Here is a 16,596-nt window from a genome sequence, read left to right as displayed (position 1 = left end):
TGAGACAGCGGTGGGGCACAGCCGGTGACCACCGCATAAGCCCGGCGGTCGCGTCGAGGCCGGGAGTATCGCGGGCGTCGCGCTGTAGGCACGGGACACGATCGATGCGATCGTGGCGGGCGTAGACCGTACGATATGAGGGTTTTATCTGACCGGAGGCGACCAGGCCAGCTGGACCAGACGGGCGCCGTGCCGGCGGGTGATCATCCACGCGCGGCCGGGCGGGAGCGGCTGGGGTTTGACGTTGCCGAAGAGCGGGCCCTCCTCGCGCGACCCGGACATCATGATCCCCGGTGAGGCGAGCTCCCGGATCCGGCCGATCACCGGGTCGAACAGCGCCCGCCCCGCGCCGCCGATCCGCCGGGTGATCACCACGTGCAGACCGATGTCGCGGGCCTGTGGCAGGAACTCCAGCAGCGGTGTCAGCGGGTTCGGGCTGGCCGACGCGATCAGATCGAAGTCGTCGACCAGGACGTAGAGTTCCGGGCCCTTCCACCAGCTGCGGTTGCTGAGCATCTCGGGGGTGACGTCGGGGCCGGGCAGGCGTTCCCGCATCGCCACCGCCACCTGGTTGATCAGATCGGCGGTGACCTGGTGCGACGTGCCATACCCGATGGTGTTCTCGGCCGGGATGCACCCGAGCAGGCTGCGCCGCAGGTCGACGAGGAGCAGCCGGGCCTGCGCGGGAGTGTGCGACGCCACGATCGACTTCGCGAGGCTGCGCAGGAACGAGCTCTTGCCGCTCTCCACGTCGCCGAAGAGCAGCGCGTGCGGCTCGGCGTCGAAGTCCAGCGAGACCGGCTGCAGGTCGGCCTCGGCGATGCCGATCGGCACGGTCCCGCCACGGGCCGGGGGCAGCGCCTCGAACGGCAGCTCGGCCGGCAGCAGCCGGACCGGGGGCGCCGGGGTCGCCGTCCAGTGCTCGCCCGCGTGCCGGACCAGCTCGGCGACCGCCTCGGCCAGATCGTCGACGCGCTGCTCACGGTCGATGCGGGGCAGCGCCGCGAGGAAGTGGTAGCCGTCCGGGGTGAGGCCTCGGCCGGGCGCGTCCTCGGGCACGTTCACCGCCTCCCGCCGGTTGATCACCGAGTCGCTGGCCTCGCCGAGCCGCAGCTCGATGCGGGTGCCGAAGGCGTCGCGGATCTGCGGGCGCACGTCCATCCACCGGTTCGTGGCGGCCAGCACGTGGATGCCGAAGCCGAGGCCGCGGTTGGCCAGCTCGTGCACGGTCTGCTCGAGGTCCTCGAACTCGGACCGCATCGTCGCCCAGCCGTCCACGACCAGGAAGACGTCACCGAACGCGTCCTCGGCGAACCGGCCCTGCGTCTTGGCACGCCGGTACGCCGCGGCGCCCTCCACGTTCTCGGTGGCGAACATCTCCTCCCGGGCGCGCATGAGTCCGTGCAGCTCGGCGATGGTACGCCGGACCTTGTCCACGTCACGCCGGGTCGCCACCCCGCCCACGTGCGGCAGGTCGGCGAGCGCGCTGAGCGGGCCACCACCGAAGTCCAGGCCGTAGAACTGCGCCTCCCGCGGGGTGTGGGTGAGCGCCAGACTGATGATCAGCGTGCGCAGCAGGTTCGACTTGCCGGACTGGGCCGCCCCGACGATCATCACGTTGCCGGCGGCTCCGGACAGGTCCAGCCACATCGGATCGCGGCGCTGGTCGTACGGCTTGTCGATGAGCCCGCCCAGCGCGTGCAGCGACCCGAACCGGTCCTCCGCGTCGACGGTCAGCCCCCGCTCCGGCAGCGTGATCGCCGGAGGCAGCATCTGGCCCAGCGTGGACGCCTTGTCCAGCGGCGGCAGCCACACCTCGTGGGCCGGCGCGCCCTTGCCCTCCATCTGCCGGACCAGCACCTCGATCAGGGTGTCGCCGGTCGCGGTCTCCTCCTCGGGCTGTTCCTCGGTGTCCGGCAGCTCCTCGCGCAGCGGGGCGACGTAGAAAGTGGAGAAGTCGCGGATCGGGTTGCCGCCGCGGCCGCCGACGCCGGGCAGGTCGCCGTTCTGGTGGACGGCGCCGGACACGTAGGCGGCCTTCAGCCGGATCAGGCCCTCGGTGCCCGTCCGCAGGTAGCCGTGCCCAGGCGATCGGGGCAGCTCATAGGCGTCCGGCACGCCGAGCACGGCCCTCGACTCCATCGACGAGAAGGTGCGCAGACCGATGCGGTACGACAGATGCGACTCCAGTCCACGCAGACGCCCCTCCTCGAGTTTCTGGGAGGCCAGCAGCAGATGGATGCCGAGCGACCGGCCCACGCGTCCGATCTGGACGAACATGTCGATGAAGTCCGGCCGGGCACTCAGCAGCTCGGAGAACTCGTCGACGATGAACAGCAGGCTGGGCAGCGGGGCCAGCGGCACACCCGCCGACCGGGCCCGCTCGTAGTCACGCTGGGACGCGTAGTTGCCGGCCTTGCGCAGCAGCTCCTGCCGCCGGGTCAGCTCGCCCTGGATGGCGCCGAGCATCCGGTCGACCAGTGGTAGCTCGTCCTCCAGGTTGGTGATCATCGCCGCGGTGTGCGGCAGCCGGTCGAGCGACGCGAACGTGGCGCCGCCCTTGAAGTCGACGAGCAGCAGGTTGAGGATCTCCGGGCTGTGCGTCATGGCCAGGGCCAGCACCAGCGTGCGCAGCAGCTCCGACTTGCCGGAGCCGGTCGCGCCGACCAGCAGGCCGTGCGGGCCCATGCCGTCCTGCGCCGACTCCTTCAGATCCAGCTCGACCGGCCGCCCGTCGGCGCCGACACCGATCGGCACCCGCAGGCGGTCGCGGTTGGGCCGGCTGGCCCACAGTTCGTTCAGATCGATCTGGTACGGGTCGGACTGCTCCAGCAACTCGGCCAGCCCGGTGTCCTGCGAGATGGCCGGCGCGTCGGAGTCGGAGAGGGCCGACAGCCGCAGTGGGGCCAGCTCGCGGGCCAGCACCTCGGCCTCGGCGAGGCTCAGCACGTCGGCCCGGCCGACCTCGGTGGGACCGTCCATCGTGGTGCCGGTGACCGTGCCGTCGGCGGCGATCTCCAGCACCACCGAGCTGTCGTCGAGCAGCCGCGGCGGCGGCACCGACAGGTCGACGATGGTGACCCCGGCGACGCCGCCCTCGGTCATCAGATGGTCGGAACCGGCCGTCGAACCGCCGTCGATGATCACCATGACGTGCGGCCCGCCGCCGGGCGCACCGGCCGGGTCGAAGCGGGGCCGGTTGACCAGCACGTCGTCGAGCATCGCCTCGAGCGCCGGCACGCTCGGGGCGACCAGGCGCACCTGTCCGATCGCATCCGTCTTGCCGGGATGCTGGGTGTGCGGCAGCCATTTCACCCACTCCCACCGGGCCCGCTCGTGGTCCGGCACGCAGATGCCGACCCGCAGGTCGTCGGGGGCGTGGAAGGTGACCATCTGAGCCAGCAACGCCCGGCTGAAGTCGTGCGCCGCGCGGTCGGCGCCGCGCACGTAGATGTGCGAGAAGTCGCGCAGCGCCACCGACACCGGCAGGTCCGGGACCACCGAGTACGTGTTGAGGAACCGGCGCAGCGCCATCGTGCACAGTGGCTCCAGCTCGTCGACCGGGCGGGTCTGCGGCGGGACGAGCCGGGTGGCGACCTCCTGCGGGCCGACCGCGATCCGGACCACGGTGAAGTCGGCGTCACCGCGCCGCCGCTCCCACAACCGGCCGCTGTCGGTGAACGTCCAGAGGGTCTCCGGGTCGGGATTGCGGTAGTAGAGCGCCTCACGCTGCTGCCGGATCGTGTTGCGCACCTGCGCGCGCAGCTGGGACAGATGACGAAGGTACTGCCGTCGCGCCTCGATCATCTCGCGCTTGCCGGGCCCCGTGGTGTTCGCGGCCATCATCGCCATCATGCCGAGCATGGAGATGCCGTACATCGCACCGGCCACATAGGTGATCGGGCCGCCCCGCTGGGCACCCATCATCAGGCCCATGGCGGCGGCGCCCGCGCCCATCGGCAGGATCATCAGCATCCTGGTCCAGCCCTTGCCCGCGGGTGGCGGGATCTCGGGCGGCGGTTCGAGCGGAACCTCGCCGGACGGCATGGCGGGCGCGGGCCGGCGCGGCGGTCGCCTGATGATCGTCACTGTCACTCTGGGCTCCCCGTATGTGACGTAGCGACAACATCCTATCCGTCTCGGGGGACCGATCCTGCTACGTTGTCCACTGTGAGCGCACCCGCAGCAAGCGGGCCCTCCCTGGCCCGGGTGACCATCGCGGCCCCGACCCGCCGCCTCGATCTCGCCCTGCCCGACAACATGCTCGTCGCCGAGCTGCTGCCGCACCTGCTCCGGCACGCCGAGGGCGCTCTCGGTGAACCGGCCGAACGCTACGGCGGATGGGTGCTGCGCCGAGCGACGGGCACCACCCTCGAACCCGGCAAGAACCTGGCCTCCCAGGGCGTACGCGACGGCGAGCTCCTGCATCTCGACCCGGCCCGGGAGGACTGGCCCGAGCTGGCGTACGACGACGTCGTCGAGGTGATCGCCAGCGGCTCCCGGCGGGCCGGACGCTCGTGGAACCCGTCCGCGACCCGCCGTACCGGCCTGGCCGTCACCGCTGCCGCCCTGCTCCTGGGACTGGCCGGGCTCGCCGCCACCGGCCCCGGCTGGGTGGTGCCCGGTGTGATCGCGCTGGTCGTCTCGCTGGCCTGCGCGGTGCTCGGCATCCTGCTGTCCCGCGCGTTCAAGGACGCGAACGCGGGCGCCGTGGTCGCGGCGAGCGGCCTGCCGTACGCGTTCTTCGGCGGCGCCTGGCTGCTCACCCGGCCGGGTGACGGCTTCCTCGACGTCGGCGCCCCCGGCCTGGTCCTCGGCTCGTCCGCGCTGCTGGTGATCAGCGTGCTGTGCCATGCCGGGGTGGCCGGGCTGACCCGGTTCTTCGTGGCCGGCATCGCGGCGGCCCTGACCGGCCTGCTCGCCGCGAGCCTGTCGCTGTCCGGGATGTCCGGCGAGGGTGCCGCAGCGGTCGCGCTGACCGCCGCGATCGGCCTGCTCCCCGCCTATCCGGTGCTGGCCGGCTGGCTCGGCCGGCTACCGTTCCCGGACCTGCCGAACCGGGCCGAGGACATCCTCAAGGACGTGCAGATGCCCCGCCGGGCGGACGTGTTCGCGGCCGTCGTGCGCGCGTCCGAGGTACTCACCGGGTTCATCCTGTCCGCGGCGGTCTGCAGCATCGTGGCGATGACCTGGCTCGCACTGTCCACCCCGGACACCGCCGCCGTGCTCCTGATGATCGCCGCGATCGCCGCCCTGCTGCTGCGCGCACGCCTGCTGCCGACCCCGCAGCAGCGTGTCCCGCTGCTGGTCGCCGGGCTGCTGGGGCTGGGCGGGCTGGGCGTCGGACCGGTCGTGACCGGCGCCGTCTCCGGGGTGGTCCTGGTCGTCGTCGCCGCGGGGGTGGTCGCGGTCGCCCTGCCGTCGGCGCTCATCTACAGCCGGCGGGCTCCATCGCCGTACCTCGGCCGCGCCGCCGACATCCTCGACATCATCGCGATCATGGCGCTGATCCCGCTGGCGTGCGCGGTGATCGGCGTCTTCGACGACATCCGGGGCCTGTTCGCCTCCATCGGCGGATGAGCACGCGATGATCTCCCGCCGCGACCAGTTGCAGTCGTACCAGTTCATGAACCAGCGGGTGATCTCGGCGTTCGTGATGCGCGAGACCGACCCGGCCCAGTCCCCGCTGCGCCGCGGCATCGGCGCGCTGTTCGGCGGTCTGATGGTGGCGATCCTGGTGGCCGCCGGGTTCGGCATCTACGGCGTGCTCACCCGTACCGGCGCCAATCAGTGGCAGCAGGACGGCTCCGTGGTCGTCGAACGCGAGACCGGCGCCAGCTTCGTCTACCTGCGAAGCCGCCTCAACCCGGCACTCAACTTCGCGTCCGCGAAACTCGCCGCGGGCCGGCCCAACCCACCCGTCTACCGGATCGCCGCCAAGTCACTGGCCGGCACCCCGCGCGGCGTCACCATCGGCATCGCCGGCGCGCCCGCCTCCCTACCGGAGCCCGCCCGCCAGACCGGCCTGCCCTGGGCGATGTGCGCGATCACCGCCGACCGTCCCACCTCGGTCCTGGTCGTCGGCGCGCCCGGCCCCACCGGCACGGCGCTCGGCAACCGCGGCCTGCTGGTCACCGACAACCCCGGCGGCGAGATCACCCACCTGGTCTGGCAGGGCCGCAAGTTCCGGATCCCGGAACGCGACACCTCGGTCGCCCTGTTCGGCCCCAACCAGACCCCCATCCGCATCGGCACCGCCTGGCTCAACGCGCTCCCATCCGGCGCCGACATCGTCCCGTTCGACATCCGCAACCTGGGCGACGGATCCGACGCCGCTCCCGGCCTCGACATCGGCGACATCGTCTTCACCGAGACCGGCGGCGGACGCCAGTTCAACCTGATCCTGAACGACGGCCGCGCCCCGATAACCGCCCTGCAGCAGGTGGTCCTGAGCGCCGCCGAGGGCTTCGGCGAACCCCGCAAGATCGCCGTCAACGACCTCACCGACATCCCGGAGAGCCGCGCCCTCCCCGCAGGCGCCCTCGGCGGCCCCGACCAGGTCCCCCCACTGGCCGCCATCGCCCGCGACGAATCCGCCTGCGCCGTCACCACGGACGCCGCCAAGCCCCCGGCCGTCTCGGTGGGCGGCCCGGCCAGCGCCTTCAACGCCGCCATCCCCACCAGTGGAAACGCCGGTGGCCGCCCCCTGGCCGACCGCGTCCAGGTTCCCGGCGGCCGGTTCGCCCTCGTCCGGGTTCCCGGCTCCGGCGGCTTCGCCCTGGTGACCGACGTCGGCCTGAGCCACCCCATCCCGAACCTCGACGCTCTCGCCGGTCTCGGCTACAACCCGGCGATCGCCGCCGAGGTCCCGACCGCCCTGATCAACTCCATCCCGGCGGGGGTCACCCTCGATCCCGCTGCCGCGGGCCAACCAGCCTGATCCGGTACGGCCAGAGCGTTCCCCACCGCACCCCCGCCGTCCCGGGGCTCCGCCGCGACCATCTCCCGGCGCAGGGCCCCAACGCCGCCGCCGGGCCGAATGCGCCACTCCCCGTTCGACCCCTCCCCGCAACCGCACGTGCTTCGCACGCGCGCACCGATCTCTGGCGCATCTGGTGGTCCTCGACCAGCCACACAGCCCTCCCCGGCGGGCCCCCTCACCACTCGCGGCCCCAGCCCCGCGTACACGGCGGACATGCCACGGGGCTCACGGACCATACTTTTCGGACAGACGGACCCACCGGTCCCGCCGATCACATCCTGCAGCGAATCGCGCATTCACCGGGCCGCGTGCCCGGTTGCATCACCTGCCTCCGAGGTCGAGGTCCCCGCCCGTCAGCCGCGGAATCCCCGCTGTCATGAGGTGCCCCGGGACAGCCGGCGGTTCTGGGCGGCCCGCGGGCCATACGGCAGACCGGTAATCCGAATGACGTGCCCCAGAGGGCCGAAGGGCTCCCAGGCCGCCCTTGACTCCGACTCCGGAGGCGCACCCCACCCGCAACAACTCAGTGCCAGGTGATCGTCTTGGCCGGTCTCCGGCACTGGGCCGCGAGCTACGGCTGCTACGCCGACCAGGAAAGGTCCACGAGCCACAGCCAACCGATCAACAGACCCACGGAGCAGTCTTCAAACCACAGCCAGCCGATCAACAGACCAGCGAAAGGGTCCCCAAGCCACAGCCAGCCGATCAACAGACCGGCGAAAGGGTCCCCAAGCACAGCCAGCCGATCAGCAGACCGGCGAAAGGGTTCACGAGCCACAGTCGACTGATCGGACAGAGGGAAAGGCGCACGATTCAGAGCCGACCGTTCAGCAGCGCTGGAAGCGTGCGCGCGCCGCAGCCGGACGATCAACAGATCGGCTAAGGGTTCGGGAGCCACTGGTGGCCGACAACGTCAATCGGCGGCTGGGGTTGTGGAGGCGTTCGCCTGGGTCGGTCGCACGTCGGGAACGGCGGCATGCCGGGGAACGCCGCGCACCAGGGACCACCCGGCGGGAGACCGCGGTACCAGGGACCACCCGGCGGGAGACCGCGGCACCTGGGACCGCCACGTGCCGGGACCGCCGAACACCGGGGACGACGGACACCGAGGGGACCGGCGCTGGGCGACTGCGCTGGGCGACTGCGCTGGGCGACTGCGCTGGGCGACTGCGCTGGGCGACGGCGGTGAGTCGGGTCTGGCGAGGTGGAGGTCAGGGGCGGCGGGCCGGTTCGGGGGGTGGGGTGTCGAGGAGCATGACGGGCGGGCCCGGTTCCAGGGGCTCGGGTGGGGACTTCGGGCGGACGGCCAGGCCCGGGCGCCACTGGCGGCGGCTTCGGCGGAAGGCTGCGGCGGCGAGCAGAAGGCCGACGACCAGGACGGCGGCGACCACGGCGCTGCTGATGGCGATGGCTCGGCGCCGCAGTTCGGCAGTGTCGTCGGGGAGTGGGGCCGCTTCCAGGGCGGGTAGCCGGCGGGCCTCGGTGTCGACCACGCGGGCGGTCAGGGCCGCGTAGGGATTGACGACTCCGGCGCCGAACGCGGGGCCGGTGGGAGCGGGGCTCGCGGTGGCGATCAGGCGGCGGGCCACCTCGGCCGGGGGCAGCCGGGGCTCGCGGGCCCGGAGCAGCGCCGCGGCGGCTCCGACGAAACCGGCGGCCACGGCGGTGCCGGACGTCTCGACGAGGCCTCGGCCGGTCTGGAGGGCCGGCACGGCCACGCCGGGTGCGACCAGGTCGACGTACTCGCCGAACTGGGAGGCCGGTGCGATCTGCCCGTTCTGGTCGACGGCTCCGACGCCGATCACGCCAGGATATGAGGCGGGGTACGGGTCGGGGTTGCCGTCGTCGCGGGAGCCGAGGTCACCTACGGCGGCGACGATGACCGTGCCCTGGGCGACGGCGGTGGCCACGGCGGATTTCAGGTCGGGGTCGTCCCGGTAGACGGGTGCGGCCACGACGACGACGTCGGCGTTCTGCTGTACGGCGGTGAGGATGCCGCGGGTCAGGGTGCCGGGTGTCGGCTCGGAGCCGGCCGGATCGTCGGGCATGACCCGGACCGGCAGGATCACGGCGCCCGGCGCCAGACCGGCCGCGTCACTGTCGCCGCCGTTGCGGAGTCCGCTGATGACGCCGGCCACCTGTGTGCCGGTGCCGGTGCAGTCCTGGTCTGCCGTGCCCGCGTTGTCGACGGTGTCGTCACCGGCGAGGACCCGGTCGCCGAGCTGCGGCTGTCCACGGTCGACACCGGTGGAGAGCACGGCGACACGCGTTCCGCCGCCGGTTTCGAGGGCGCCGATCGCGTCCGCCTGGAGCATGGCGCGGGCCCAGGAACCGTTGATCCGGTCCTCCCCCGGCTGCGCGCAATCCTGCCCGGGTACACCGCGCACGGAGGAGAGGCCAGGCACGCCGCGCACGGAGGAGAGGCCAGGCACGCCGCGCACGGAGGAGAGGCCGGGCACAACGGCCACGGAAGAAGATCCGGGTACAGCAAGCACGGAAGAAGACCCGGCAACGCCGAGCGCGGAAGAGGGAAGAACCGCGATCATGGTCACGGCCACCGAGAACGTCGTAATGATCGACGAGACGTTTCTCATGACGTACATAATGCACCCCCGAAAGCCCCAGAAATTCAACGGAGAGCATTGATCGGCCGCCGGAGGAATTCGGCGGCCGATCCGGGTGACGTTGTCGATTCGTCACATGTTGGAGGCGATCTGCGCGTCGACCTGCTGCATGCGCTCGGCCGAGGAACCCAGCTTGACACCGACGCTGGCGAGGGCCTGCTTGATCTCGGTGGCGCCCTGGTTCCACTTCTGCCGGGCCTCGTCGCAGGCGGTGCCGGCGGCGCCGGTCCAGTCCTGGGCGAAGAGCTGGGTGAACGCGGTGTACAGGTCGTTGAGCTGCTGATCCATCTGGCCCTGGAAGCTGTTGATGGATGACGAGACGTCAGCGATCTGGCCGAAGTTGTAGGTGATGTTCATGATTTCTCTCCCCGAATCTTGAAGTCCCGACCTTGAGATCAGGAGGGTCAGCCGCGAAGGGCGCTGAGGACGGCGCTGTCGCCACCGGCGGCGGCACCACGGATGGACTGGGCGGCCTCGTCGTCGTTCACTCCGTACGTCTGCGAGGCGGCCGACATCTTGCCGCCGAGCTCGTCCAGCGCCTGCATGATCTTGTTGAGACCGTCGTTGAGCTGCGCCGAGACGTCCTGGAGGGCGTTGTTCGCGGTTCCGGCGAAGGCGCCGCCGCTGAGTCCCTGGATCTGGCCGAGCAGCTGGTTCATGCCACGCGAGATGTTCTGGCCGGTGTCGGAGCACCGGTTCGCCATGGAGGTGAGCTGTTCCTGTGTGGCATGGACCTGACCCATGCCCGGAGTTGTCGCCACTGTCTCTCTCCCCGAATCTCGTGAGTGGGTTATGCATCTCCGTACGCCGTCCGCCCGTACTCGGTTCGAAGCTTTTTCAAAAGAATCTCGTCGAACCCGATCCGGGGTTCGGGCGTACTCTTCTGCGTCACCCGCTCATCGTGATCGACAATTATTTTGATCAATTGCGATGTGGCATCACCGACAGCCTGGGGGAGGCGTGATGGCCGCAGACGATCCCTACGCGGAGCAGACCGCGCAGAACACGAACGCGCCGTGGCTGGCCGGCGGTCCGTCCGTCGACGTCGACCTCGACGGTCTCCGCGAGTACGCGGCCTCCCTCACCAACCAGCAGATGGACATCGCGTCACGGGCGGCGTACCTGCGCCCGCTCGGGGACATCCCCGGCCAGGCGTTCACCGGCGAGGTGCTGGGCGAGGCCGACGCGGTGCGGGCCCGCCTGGTCGCGAACGCCGGCGAACTGACGGTCTACCTGCAGAAGCTGGCCGAGTCGGTGGGCAACATCGGCAGCGCGGCTCGCACGGTCGCCGACAGCTACGGTTCCGGTGACGCGATCTCCGCCGCTTCTCTCAACGACGTTCTCTTCGCGTACGGGGACAAGTCCGTACCGAGACCGGAAGGGCTGCCCCCGGGTGTCGGCGCGACGTTCTGGGAGCAGCAGTCGGCGTTCAGCACCGCGGTTCCGGCGGCGGGCAGCAGCGCCTGGCGGGTCACGTCGAACACACCGATCTCCGCCTATCAGACGCTGGAGACGGCGGCCGGGCCCAACGGGGAGCGCCGCGAGGTGATGACGTTCACGCCGCCGGGCGGCGCGACGACGGTCACGACGACGGTGTTCGGCGGCAACGGCGAGACGGTCTCCTCGGTGACGACCCGTACGTCGACCCGGTTCACCGGTGGCGCCGAAGTCACCGTGCAGGAGGTCTACGGGGCGGACGGCAAGCAGACCGGCACGACCGAGACGCGCACCGAGTTCGACGGCGACCGGGTGACCGGCCGCAGCACCGAGGTACGGGACGCGGCCGGCGAGACCGTGCAGAGGACGGTCGAGAGCACCGACCCGGCGACCCGTGAGCAGGTCCAGGTGGTCTCGGAACGCAACGAGAAGGGCGACCTCGTGGAGAAGAACCGGATCGTGACCGGCGAGGCCACCGGTGGCCGCACGCCCCGTGTGAACGGCTGATCCGATGGCTGACCACTACGGCGCCAGCGCGAACCCGAACTACGGGTACAGCCAGTACAGCGGACAGACGCACTACGGCAGCTACCCGCCGTCGACGCTGCCGTACACGGCACCGCCGGGGCCGGGCAACCAGACGACGATCGAGCAGATCTCGCACCGGATCTCGAACATGCATCCGGAGGAGATGGCCGCCCTGGCCGACCAGTGGCAGAACGCGTGGGCGTTCCTGGCCGACGTGCGCGGTTTCCTGATCAGGCAGAGCGATGTTCTGCGCGACGAGTCGTGGCAGTCGCCGGCCGCACGGGACGCGTTCCTGCGGAGGGGCCCGGGCGAGACGCTGACCTACCTGGACGTCTGGATGGACGCGGCCCAGCAGAACGTGACGGCGCTGCGGCATCTGGTCAACGTCTCCAACGAGGCCCGGTACGCGATGGCGCGGCTCGAGGTGAACTACGCGCGGGAGCTGAAGGACTCGGCCAACCTGGACTTCGCCGAGCACCTCGGCGTGTGGCTCAGCGAGGGGCAGGGCTGGGACGCCGCGGCCGAGGAGCACATCTCCGAGCAGCAGACGCAGATCCGGCAGCGGTACCAGCTGGAGGCACAGCGGCTGGCGCAGCACTACGGCGACCAGTTCTTCGACTACATCGCGGTGCTGTCCAACGGGGTCGGTCCGCCGGTGCAGCCGTTGAACGCGGTGCTCAACCAGCCGCCCGCGCTTCCGCCGGGAACGGGAGGGCCGGGCGGGATCGGCGGTCCCGGCCAGTTCGCGCCGCCGATCCCGGTGCTGCCGGTCGGCAACAATCCGCCCGCCGCGGAACTGCCGGGTGTGATCCCGCCCGGGCAGAACCAGCCGCCGGGACTGCTGCCGCCCGGCGTGCAACTCCCGGCCCCGGTGCAGCCTGGCGTCGTACCGCCGGGATCTCTGCCCCCCGGTGTGACGCCTCCCGGGACCCTGCCGCCGGGCGTCGCGTTGCCGCAGCCCGGTGGGGTCGCGCCGCCCGCTGTGTTCCCGCCCGGAACACTTCCCCCGGGCGCGCTGCCGGGTCAGCCACTTCCCGTTCCGGGAACCGGTGTCCCGGGCACCGGCGGGCCGGTCGTCATTCCGCCCGGCACCGTGCGCCCGGGCATTCCGCCGCAGGTCAACCGGCCGGGCGGACCGATCGTGGCGGTCCCGCCCAACCTTCCGGGACGGACGATCCGCCGACCGGCCGCACCGGTCACGCCGGTGGTGCCGCCGGGGGGCCGGGAGATCCGGCGTACCGGGCCCGTGGTGGTCCCGCCGCAGACCGGACGTCCCGGCGCGCAGCAGCGGCCGACCCGCACCACGCCCGGTGCCGCCCCGCAGCCGCAGACCGAGCGCCCCGGACGCGGCACGCCCGGCATCTTCGTCCCGCCGCCCGCCAACGGCAGGCCCGGCGTCACCCCGCCTCCCGCCACCGGAAGGCCCGGCGTCACCCCGCCTCCCGCCACCGGAAGGCCCGGAGAAAGGCGCAGATCCCAGCCGGGTACGCCGCCCGCACCGCCCCAGACGCAGAACGGCCGTCCCGGCCGCGACGCGCCCGGCGTGACGCCACCGCCCCCGGCGACGGGACGCCCCGGCGACCGCCGGAGCGCGCGGCCGGGCGGGACGACTCCGGTACCGCAGACGCCGGGCAGGTCGGACACGTTCGGCCGGCCGCCGGTGTCGGCTGCTCCGCCCGTACTCAAGAATCCGGTTGAAGATCGTGGTGCCCGGCCCGGAAGCGCCGCCGAGGTCCGGACGCCGTCAGCAACGCAGCGTCCCGGCGGCACCGCGCCGCCGGTGCTGAACCGGCCCGTCTCCCCTGCCGCTCCCCCGCCCTACCGCCCGCCCCGCCGGGAGCCCGGTGCGGCGGCCTGGTCGGATCTGTTCGGCGCCGAGGAGGCCCGCCGTCGCGGCGGAAACGGTGTGATCGACGCACCGGAGCGCGCCCGTCCGGACGGCGGGCCGTGGGGTCTGCGCAGCCGGGCGGCCACACGGCCGGAGGGTTACGCGGAGCCGAACAAGCCCGGCACCGTGGCTCCTGAGCTGGGAAAACGGCGAGGCGGTGGGGAGCCGATCCCGGTTCGCCAGACCGACGACCCCATCACCGACGATCAGGCCTTCGGCGTACGGACTCCGGGCGGCGGTGTGGTGGCCGGGCGCGGTGACGACCGTCCCGAGGAGGACATCGGCCGGGCGTTACGGGGCCGGTGACCGGGGTACACCCACGACGATCGAGCGGGCGAGCCGGTCGTGCAGGCCACGGCCCTCGCTGTTCAGGATGATCGCCGGGATGAACAGCCCGAGCAGGACCGCCCGAAGCAGGCCGCGGCCCAGGCCGATGACGCCGCCGTCCGGATAGGACGCACAGCGCACCCGGAACAGCCGCATGCCGGGTGTCTGCCCGAACAGGCCCAGGAAGAAGGTGTTGGCGAGGATCAGCACGAGAACCGCGGGCCACGACTTCTCGGCCGGGCTGGCGTAGAGACTCGCGATCAGCAGGCACAGCACCCAGTCGATGACCAGCGCGCCGAGCCGGGGGCCGAGCCCGGCAGGCTCGTTCAAAGCAACCACGGTCGCCGAGCGTACGCGATATGGTCCGAATGATCGGCTCGCGTACTGCCGTGCCTGCTCGAAGCACTACGTAACACGGCGGAAACAATAGGGATACGCCGGGGCAACTCCGGACCCATAACGTCGCGACCAGCCCTGCCAGGTGGCGGCTCGTGCCGCCCGGTATCGGAAAACTGTGCCAGGAGGACGTGTGTTCGCCAATCCCGAGGAACTCCTGCGATACCTCAAAGACGAGGACGTCAAGTTCGTCGACGTACGTTTCTGTGACCTGCCGGGTGTGATGCAGCACTTCAACATCCCGGTCGAGTCGTTCGACGACAGTGTTGCCACCGACGGCCTCGCCTTCGACGGATCCTCGATCCGCGGCTTCCAGGCCATCCACGAGTCCGACATGATGCTGCTGCCGGACGTCGCGACCGCCTTCATCGACCCGTTCCGGATCCAGAAGACGCTCGCCCTCAACTTCTTCATCCACGACCCGTTCACCCGCGAGGCCTACTCGCGCGACCCGCGGAACGTGGCCAAGAAGGCCGAGGCCTACCTGGCGGCCAGCGGCATCGCCGACACCGCCTACTTCGGCGCCGAGGCCGAGTTCTACATCTTCGACTCGATCCGCCACGAGACCTCGGCGCACCAGTCGTTCTACTACATCGACTCGATCGAGGGCGCCTGGAACACCGGCCGCGAGGAAGAGGGCGGCAACCGGGGTTACAAGACCGCCTACAAGGGTGGTTACTTCCCGGTCTCGCCGGTCGACCACTACAGCGACCTGCGTGACTCCATGGTCCGCCGCCTCGTCGACACCGGCTTCACCGTCGAGCGCTCGCACCACGAGGTCGGCACCGCGGGCCAGGCCGAGATCAACTACAAGTTCTCGACCCTGCTGCACGCCGGCGACCAGATGCAGCTGTTCAAGTACATCATCAAGAACACCGCGTGGGAGCACCGCAAGACCGCCACGTTCATGCCGAAGCCGCTCTTCGGTGACAACGGCTCCGGCATGCACACCCACCAGAGCCTGTGGCTGAACGGCGAGCCGCTGTTCTACGACGAGACCGGTTACGCCGGCCTGTCCGACACGGCCCGCTGGTACATCGGCGGCCTGCTGCACCACGCGCCGTCGCTGCTCGCGTTCACCAACCCGACCGTCAACTCGTACCGGCGCCTGGTGCCCGGCTACGAGGCCCCGGTCAACCTGGTCTACTCGCAGCGCAACCGGTCCGCCTGCACCCGTATCCCGGTGACCGGCAGTAACCCCAAGGCCAAGCGCATCGAGTTCCGCGTGCCGGACCCGTCGTCGAACCCGTACCTGGCGTTCTCGGCCCAGATGATGGCCGGCCTCGACGGCATCAAGAACAAGATCGAGCCCCCGGCCCCGATCGACAAGGACCTGTACGACCTGCCGCCGGAGGAGTGGGGCAGCGTCAAGCAGGTGCCCGGCTCGCTGGACGCCGTGCTGAACTCGCTCGAGGCTGACCACGAGTTCCTCACTGCCGGCGGCGTCTTCACCGACGACCTGATCTCCACGTGGATCGACTACAAGCGAACCAACGAGATCGACCCGGTCCGGCTCCGCCCGACCCCGCACGAGTTCGAGATGTACTACAACGTCTGATCTCGGTACCGCTCGACAAACGGCGGTCACGCCCGGCTTCGGCCGGCGTGGCCGCCGTTTCGCGTAGGCGCCGAGCCGGCGAACCCTTCTTCACCCCACCATCCTCACGCTCCCCCTCCGCGCCGCGCCGCTCCCCCTCCGCGCCGCGCCGCTCCCCCTTCGCGCCGCGCCGCCCTCACATTGACGCTCCGCGCCGCGCCGCCCTACGCGCCCCGTCGCCCTTGAGCTCGCCCTCCGCGCCGCGCCCACCCTCCGCGCCGCACCACCCTCCGCGCCGCACCACCCTCCGCGCCGCACCATCCTCCGCGGCGCACCACCCTCCGCGGCGCACCACCCTCCGCGGCGCTTGCCGTCTCCGAGGCGTGTAGCGGCGAAGCGCGATCGCCCGTCGCCATGACTATGAATCTTGGACACTCCGTCACCGCTTGTCCCCATCCTGTGCACGACTCGTCACCCAGCACCGACCAGCATTCAAGGTCCACAGAGGTCAGCCGAGATCGAGCACCTTCCCGTCAGGACGATGGTCATCACTCAAGAACCAACAGGCGACACCACCCGCCCAAGATCAAGCGCAAGCGGGTAAGCCGGCAGGCGATGACATGCGCACCTCACCCGGCCACACCTGATCGATCAGCAGTGACATGCGCACCCCTCCCGCCGATACCTGATCGATCAGCAGTGGCATGCGCACCCATCCGACAACATCTGATCGCCCAGCAGTGACATGCGCACCCCTCCCGCCGATACCTGATCACCCAGCAGTGGCATGCGCACCCATCCAACAACATCTGATCGCCCAGCAGTGACATGCGCACCCCTCCCGCCGATACCTGATCACCCAGCAGTGGCATGCGCA

At 71.1% G+C, this 16,596-nt stretch carries 10 protein-coding genes; 5 read left to right on the top strand and 5 right to left on the bottom strand.

Features of this window, described 5'->3' with window-relative positions:
- Positions 1-144: 144 nt before the first annotated feature.
- Positions 145-4,095, bottom strand: coding sequence for a type VII secretion protein EccCa (gene eccCa / locus CLV67_RS09340; RefSeq protein WP_106316773.1), 3,951 nt, complete (start codon positions 4,093-4,095; stop codon positions 145-147).
- A gap of 75 nt (positions 4,096-4,170) precedes the next feature.
- Here eccCa and eccD point away from each other — a divergent pair, with 75 nt between their 5' ends.
- On the top strand, positions 4,171-5,580 hold the full coding sequence (gene eccD / locus CLV67_RS09335) for a type VII secretion integral membrane protein EccD (RefSeq protein ID WP_106316772.1): 1,410 nt from the start codon (positions 4,171-4,173) through the stop codon (positions 5,578-5,580).
- A gap of 7 nt (positions 5,581-5,587) precedes the next feature.
- The gene (eccB, locus tag CLV67_RS09330) at positions 5,588-6,940 is read left to right on the top strand and encodes a type VII secretion protein EccB (RefSeq protein ID WP_106316771.1); all 1,353 of its coding nucleotides are present in this window, start codon (positions 5,588-5,590) and stop codon (positions 6,938-6,940) included.
- A 1,253-nt stretch (positions 6,941-8,193) separates the two neighbouring features.
- Here eccB and CLV67_RS09325 read toward each other — a convergent pair.
- The 3 genes from CLV67_RS09325 to CLV67_RS09310 form a co-directional block, all read right to left on the bottom strand.
- Complete coding sequence (locus tag CLV67_RS09325) at positions 8,194-9,369, bottom strand: S8 family serine peptidase (protein ID WP_170153795.1); 1,176 nt, start codon at positions 9,367-9,369, stop codon at positions 8,194-8,196.
- 309 nt (positions 9,370-9,678) lie between these two features.
- The gene (locus CLV67_RS09315; protein WP_106316768.1) at positions 9,679-9,963 is read right to left on the bottom strand and encodes a WXG100 family type VII secretion target; all 285 of its coding nucleotides are present in this window, start codon (positions 9,961-9,963) and stop codon (positions 9,679-9,681) included.
- A gap of 47 nt (positions 9,964-10,010) precedes the next feature.
- A complete protein-coding gene (locus CLV67_RS09310; RefSeq protein ID WP_239166265.1) occupies positions 10,011-10,367 on the bottom strand; it encodes a WXG100 family type VII secretion target in 357 nt (118 codons plus the stop codon).
- Between the two features lie 202 nt (positions 10,368-10,569).
- Here CLV67_RS09310 and CLV67_RS09305 point away from each other — a divergent pair, with 202 nt between their 5' ends.
- Both CLV67_RS09305 and CLV67_RS09300 read left to right on the top strand, forming a co-directional pair.
- Positions 10,570-11,550 carry a hypothetical protein gene (locus tag CLV67_RS09305; RefSeq protein WP_106316766.1) on the top strand — a complete coding sequence of 327 codons (981 nt, stop codon included), beginning with the start codon at positions 10,570-10,572 and terminating at the stop codon, positions 11,548-11,550.
- A 4-nt stretch (positions 11,551-11,554) separates the two neighbouring features.
- Entirely contained in the window at positions 11,555-13,765 is a 2,211-nt protein-coding gene (locus CLV67_RS09300) for a hypothetical protein (RefSeq protein WP_106316765.1), read from the top strand.
- Here CLV67_RS09300 and CLV67_RS09295 read toward each other — a convergent pair.
- A complete protein-coding gene (locus tag CLV67_RS09295; protein ID WP_106316764.1) occupies positions 13,751-14,125 on the bottom strand; it encodes an RDD family protein in 375 nt (124 codons plus the stop codon). The two genes, CLV67_RS09300 and CLV67_RS09295, sit on opposite strands and share 15 nt — an antisense overlap.
- Before the next feature lie 190 nt (positions 14,126-14,315).
- Between CLV67_RS09295 and glnA the strand changes: the two genes are divergently transcribed.
- Positions 14,316-15,740, top strand: coding sequence for a type I glutamate--ammonia ligase (gene glnA, locus CLV67_RS09290; protein WP_106316763.1), 1,425 nt, complete (start codon positions 14,316-14,318; stop codon positions 15,738-15,740).
- Positions 15,741-16,596: the final 856 nt, after the last annotated feature.

The organism is Actinoplanes italicus (genome assembly GCF_003001815.1).
Classification (GTDB): Bacteria; Actinomycetota; Actinomycetes; order Mycobacteriales; family Micromonosporaceae; genus Actinoplanes; species Actinoplanes italicus.
Note: the sequence above shows the minus strand (reverse complement) of the source record. Positions and strands in the feature narration are given on the sequence as shown.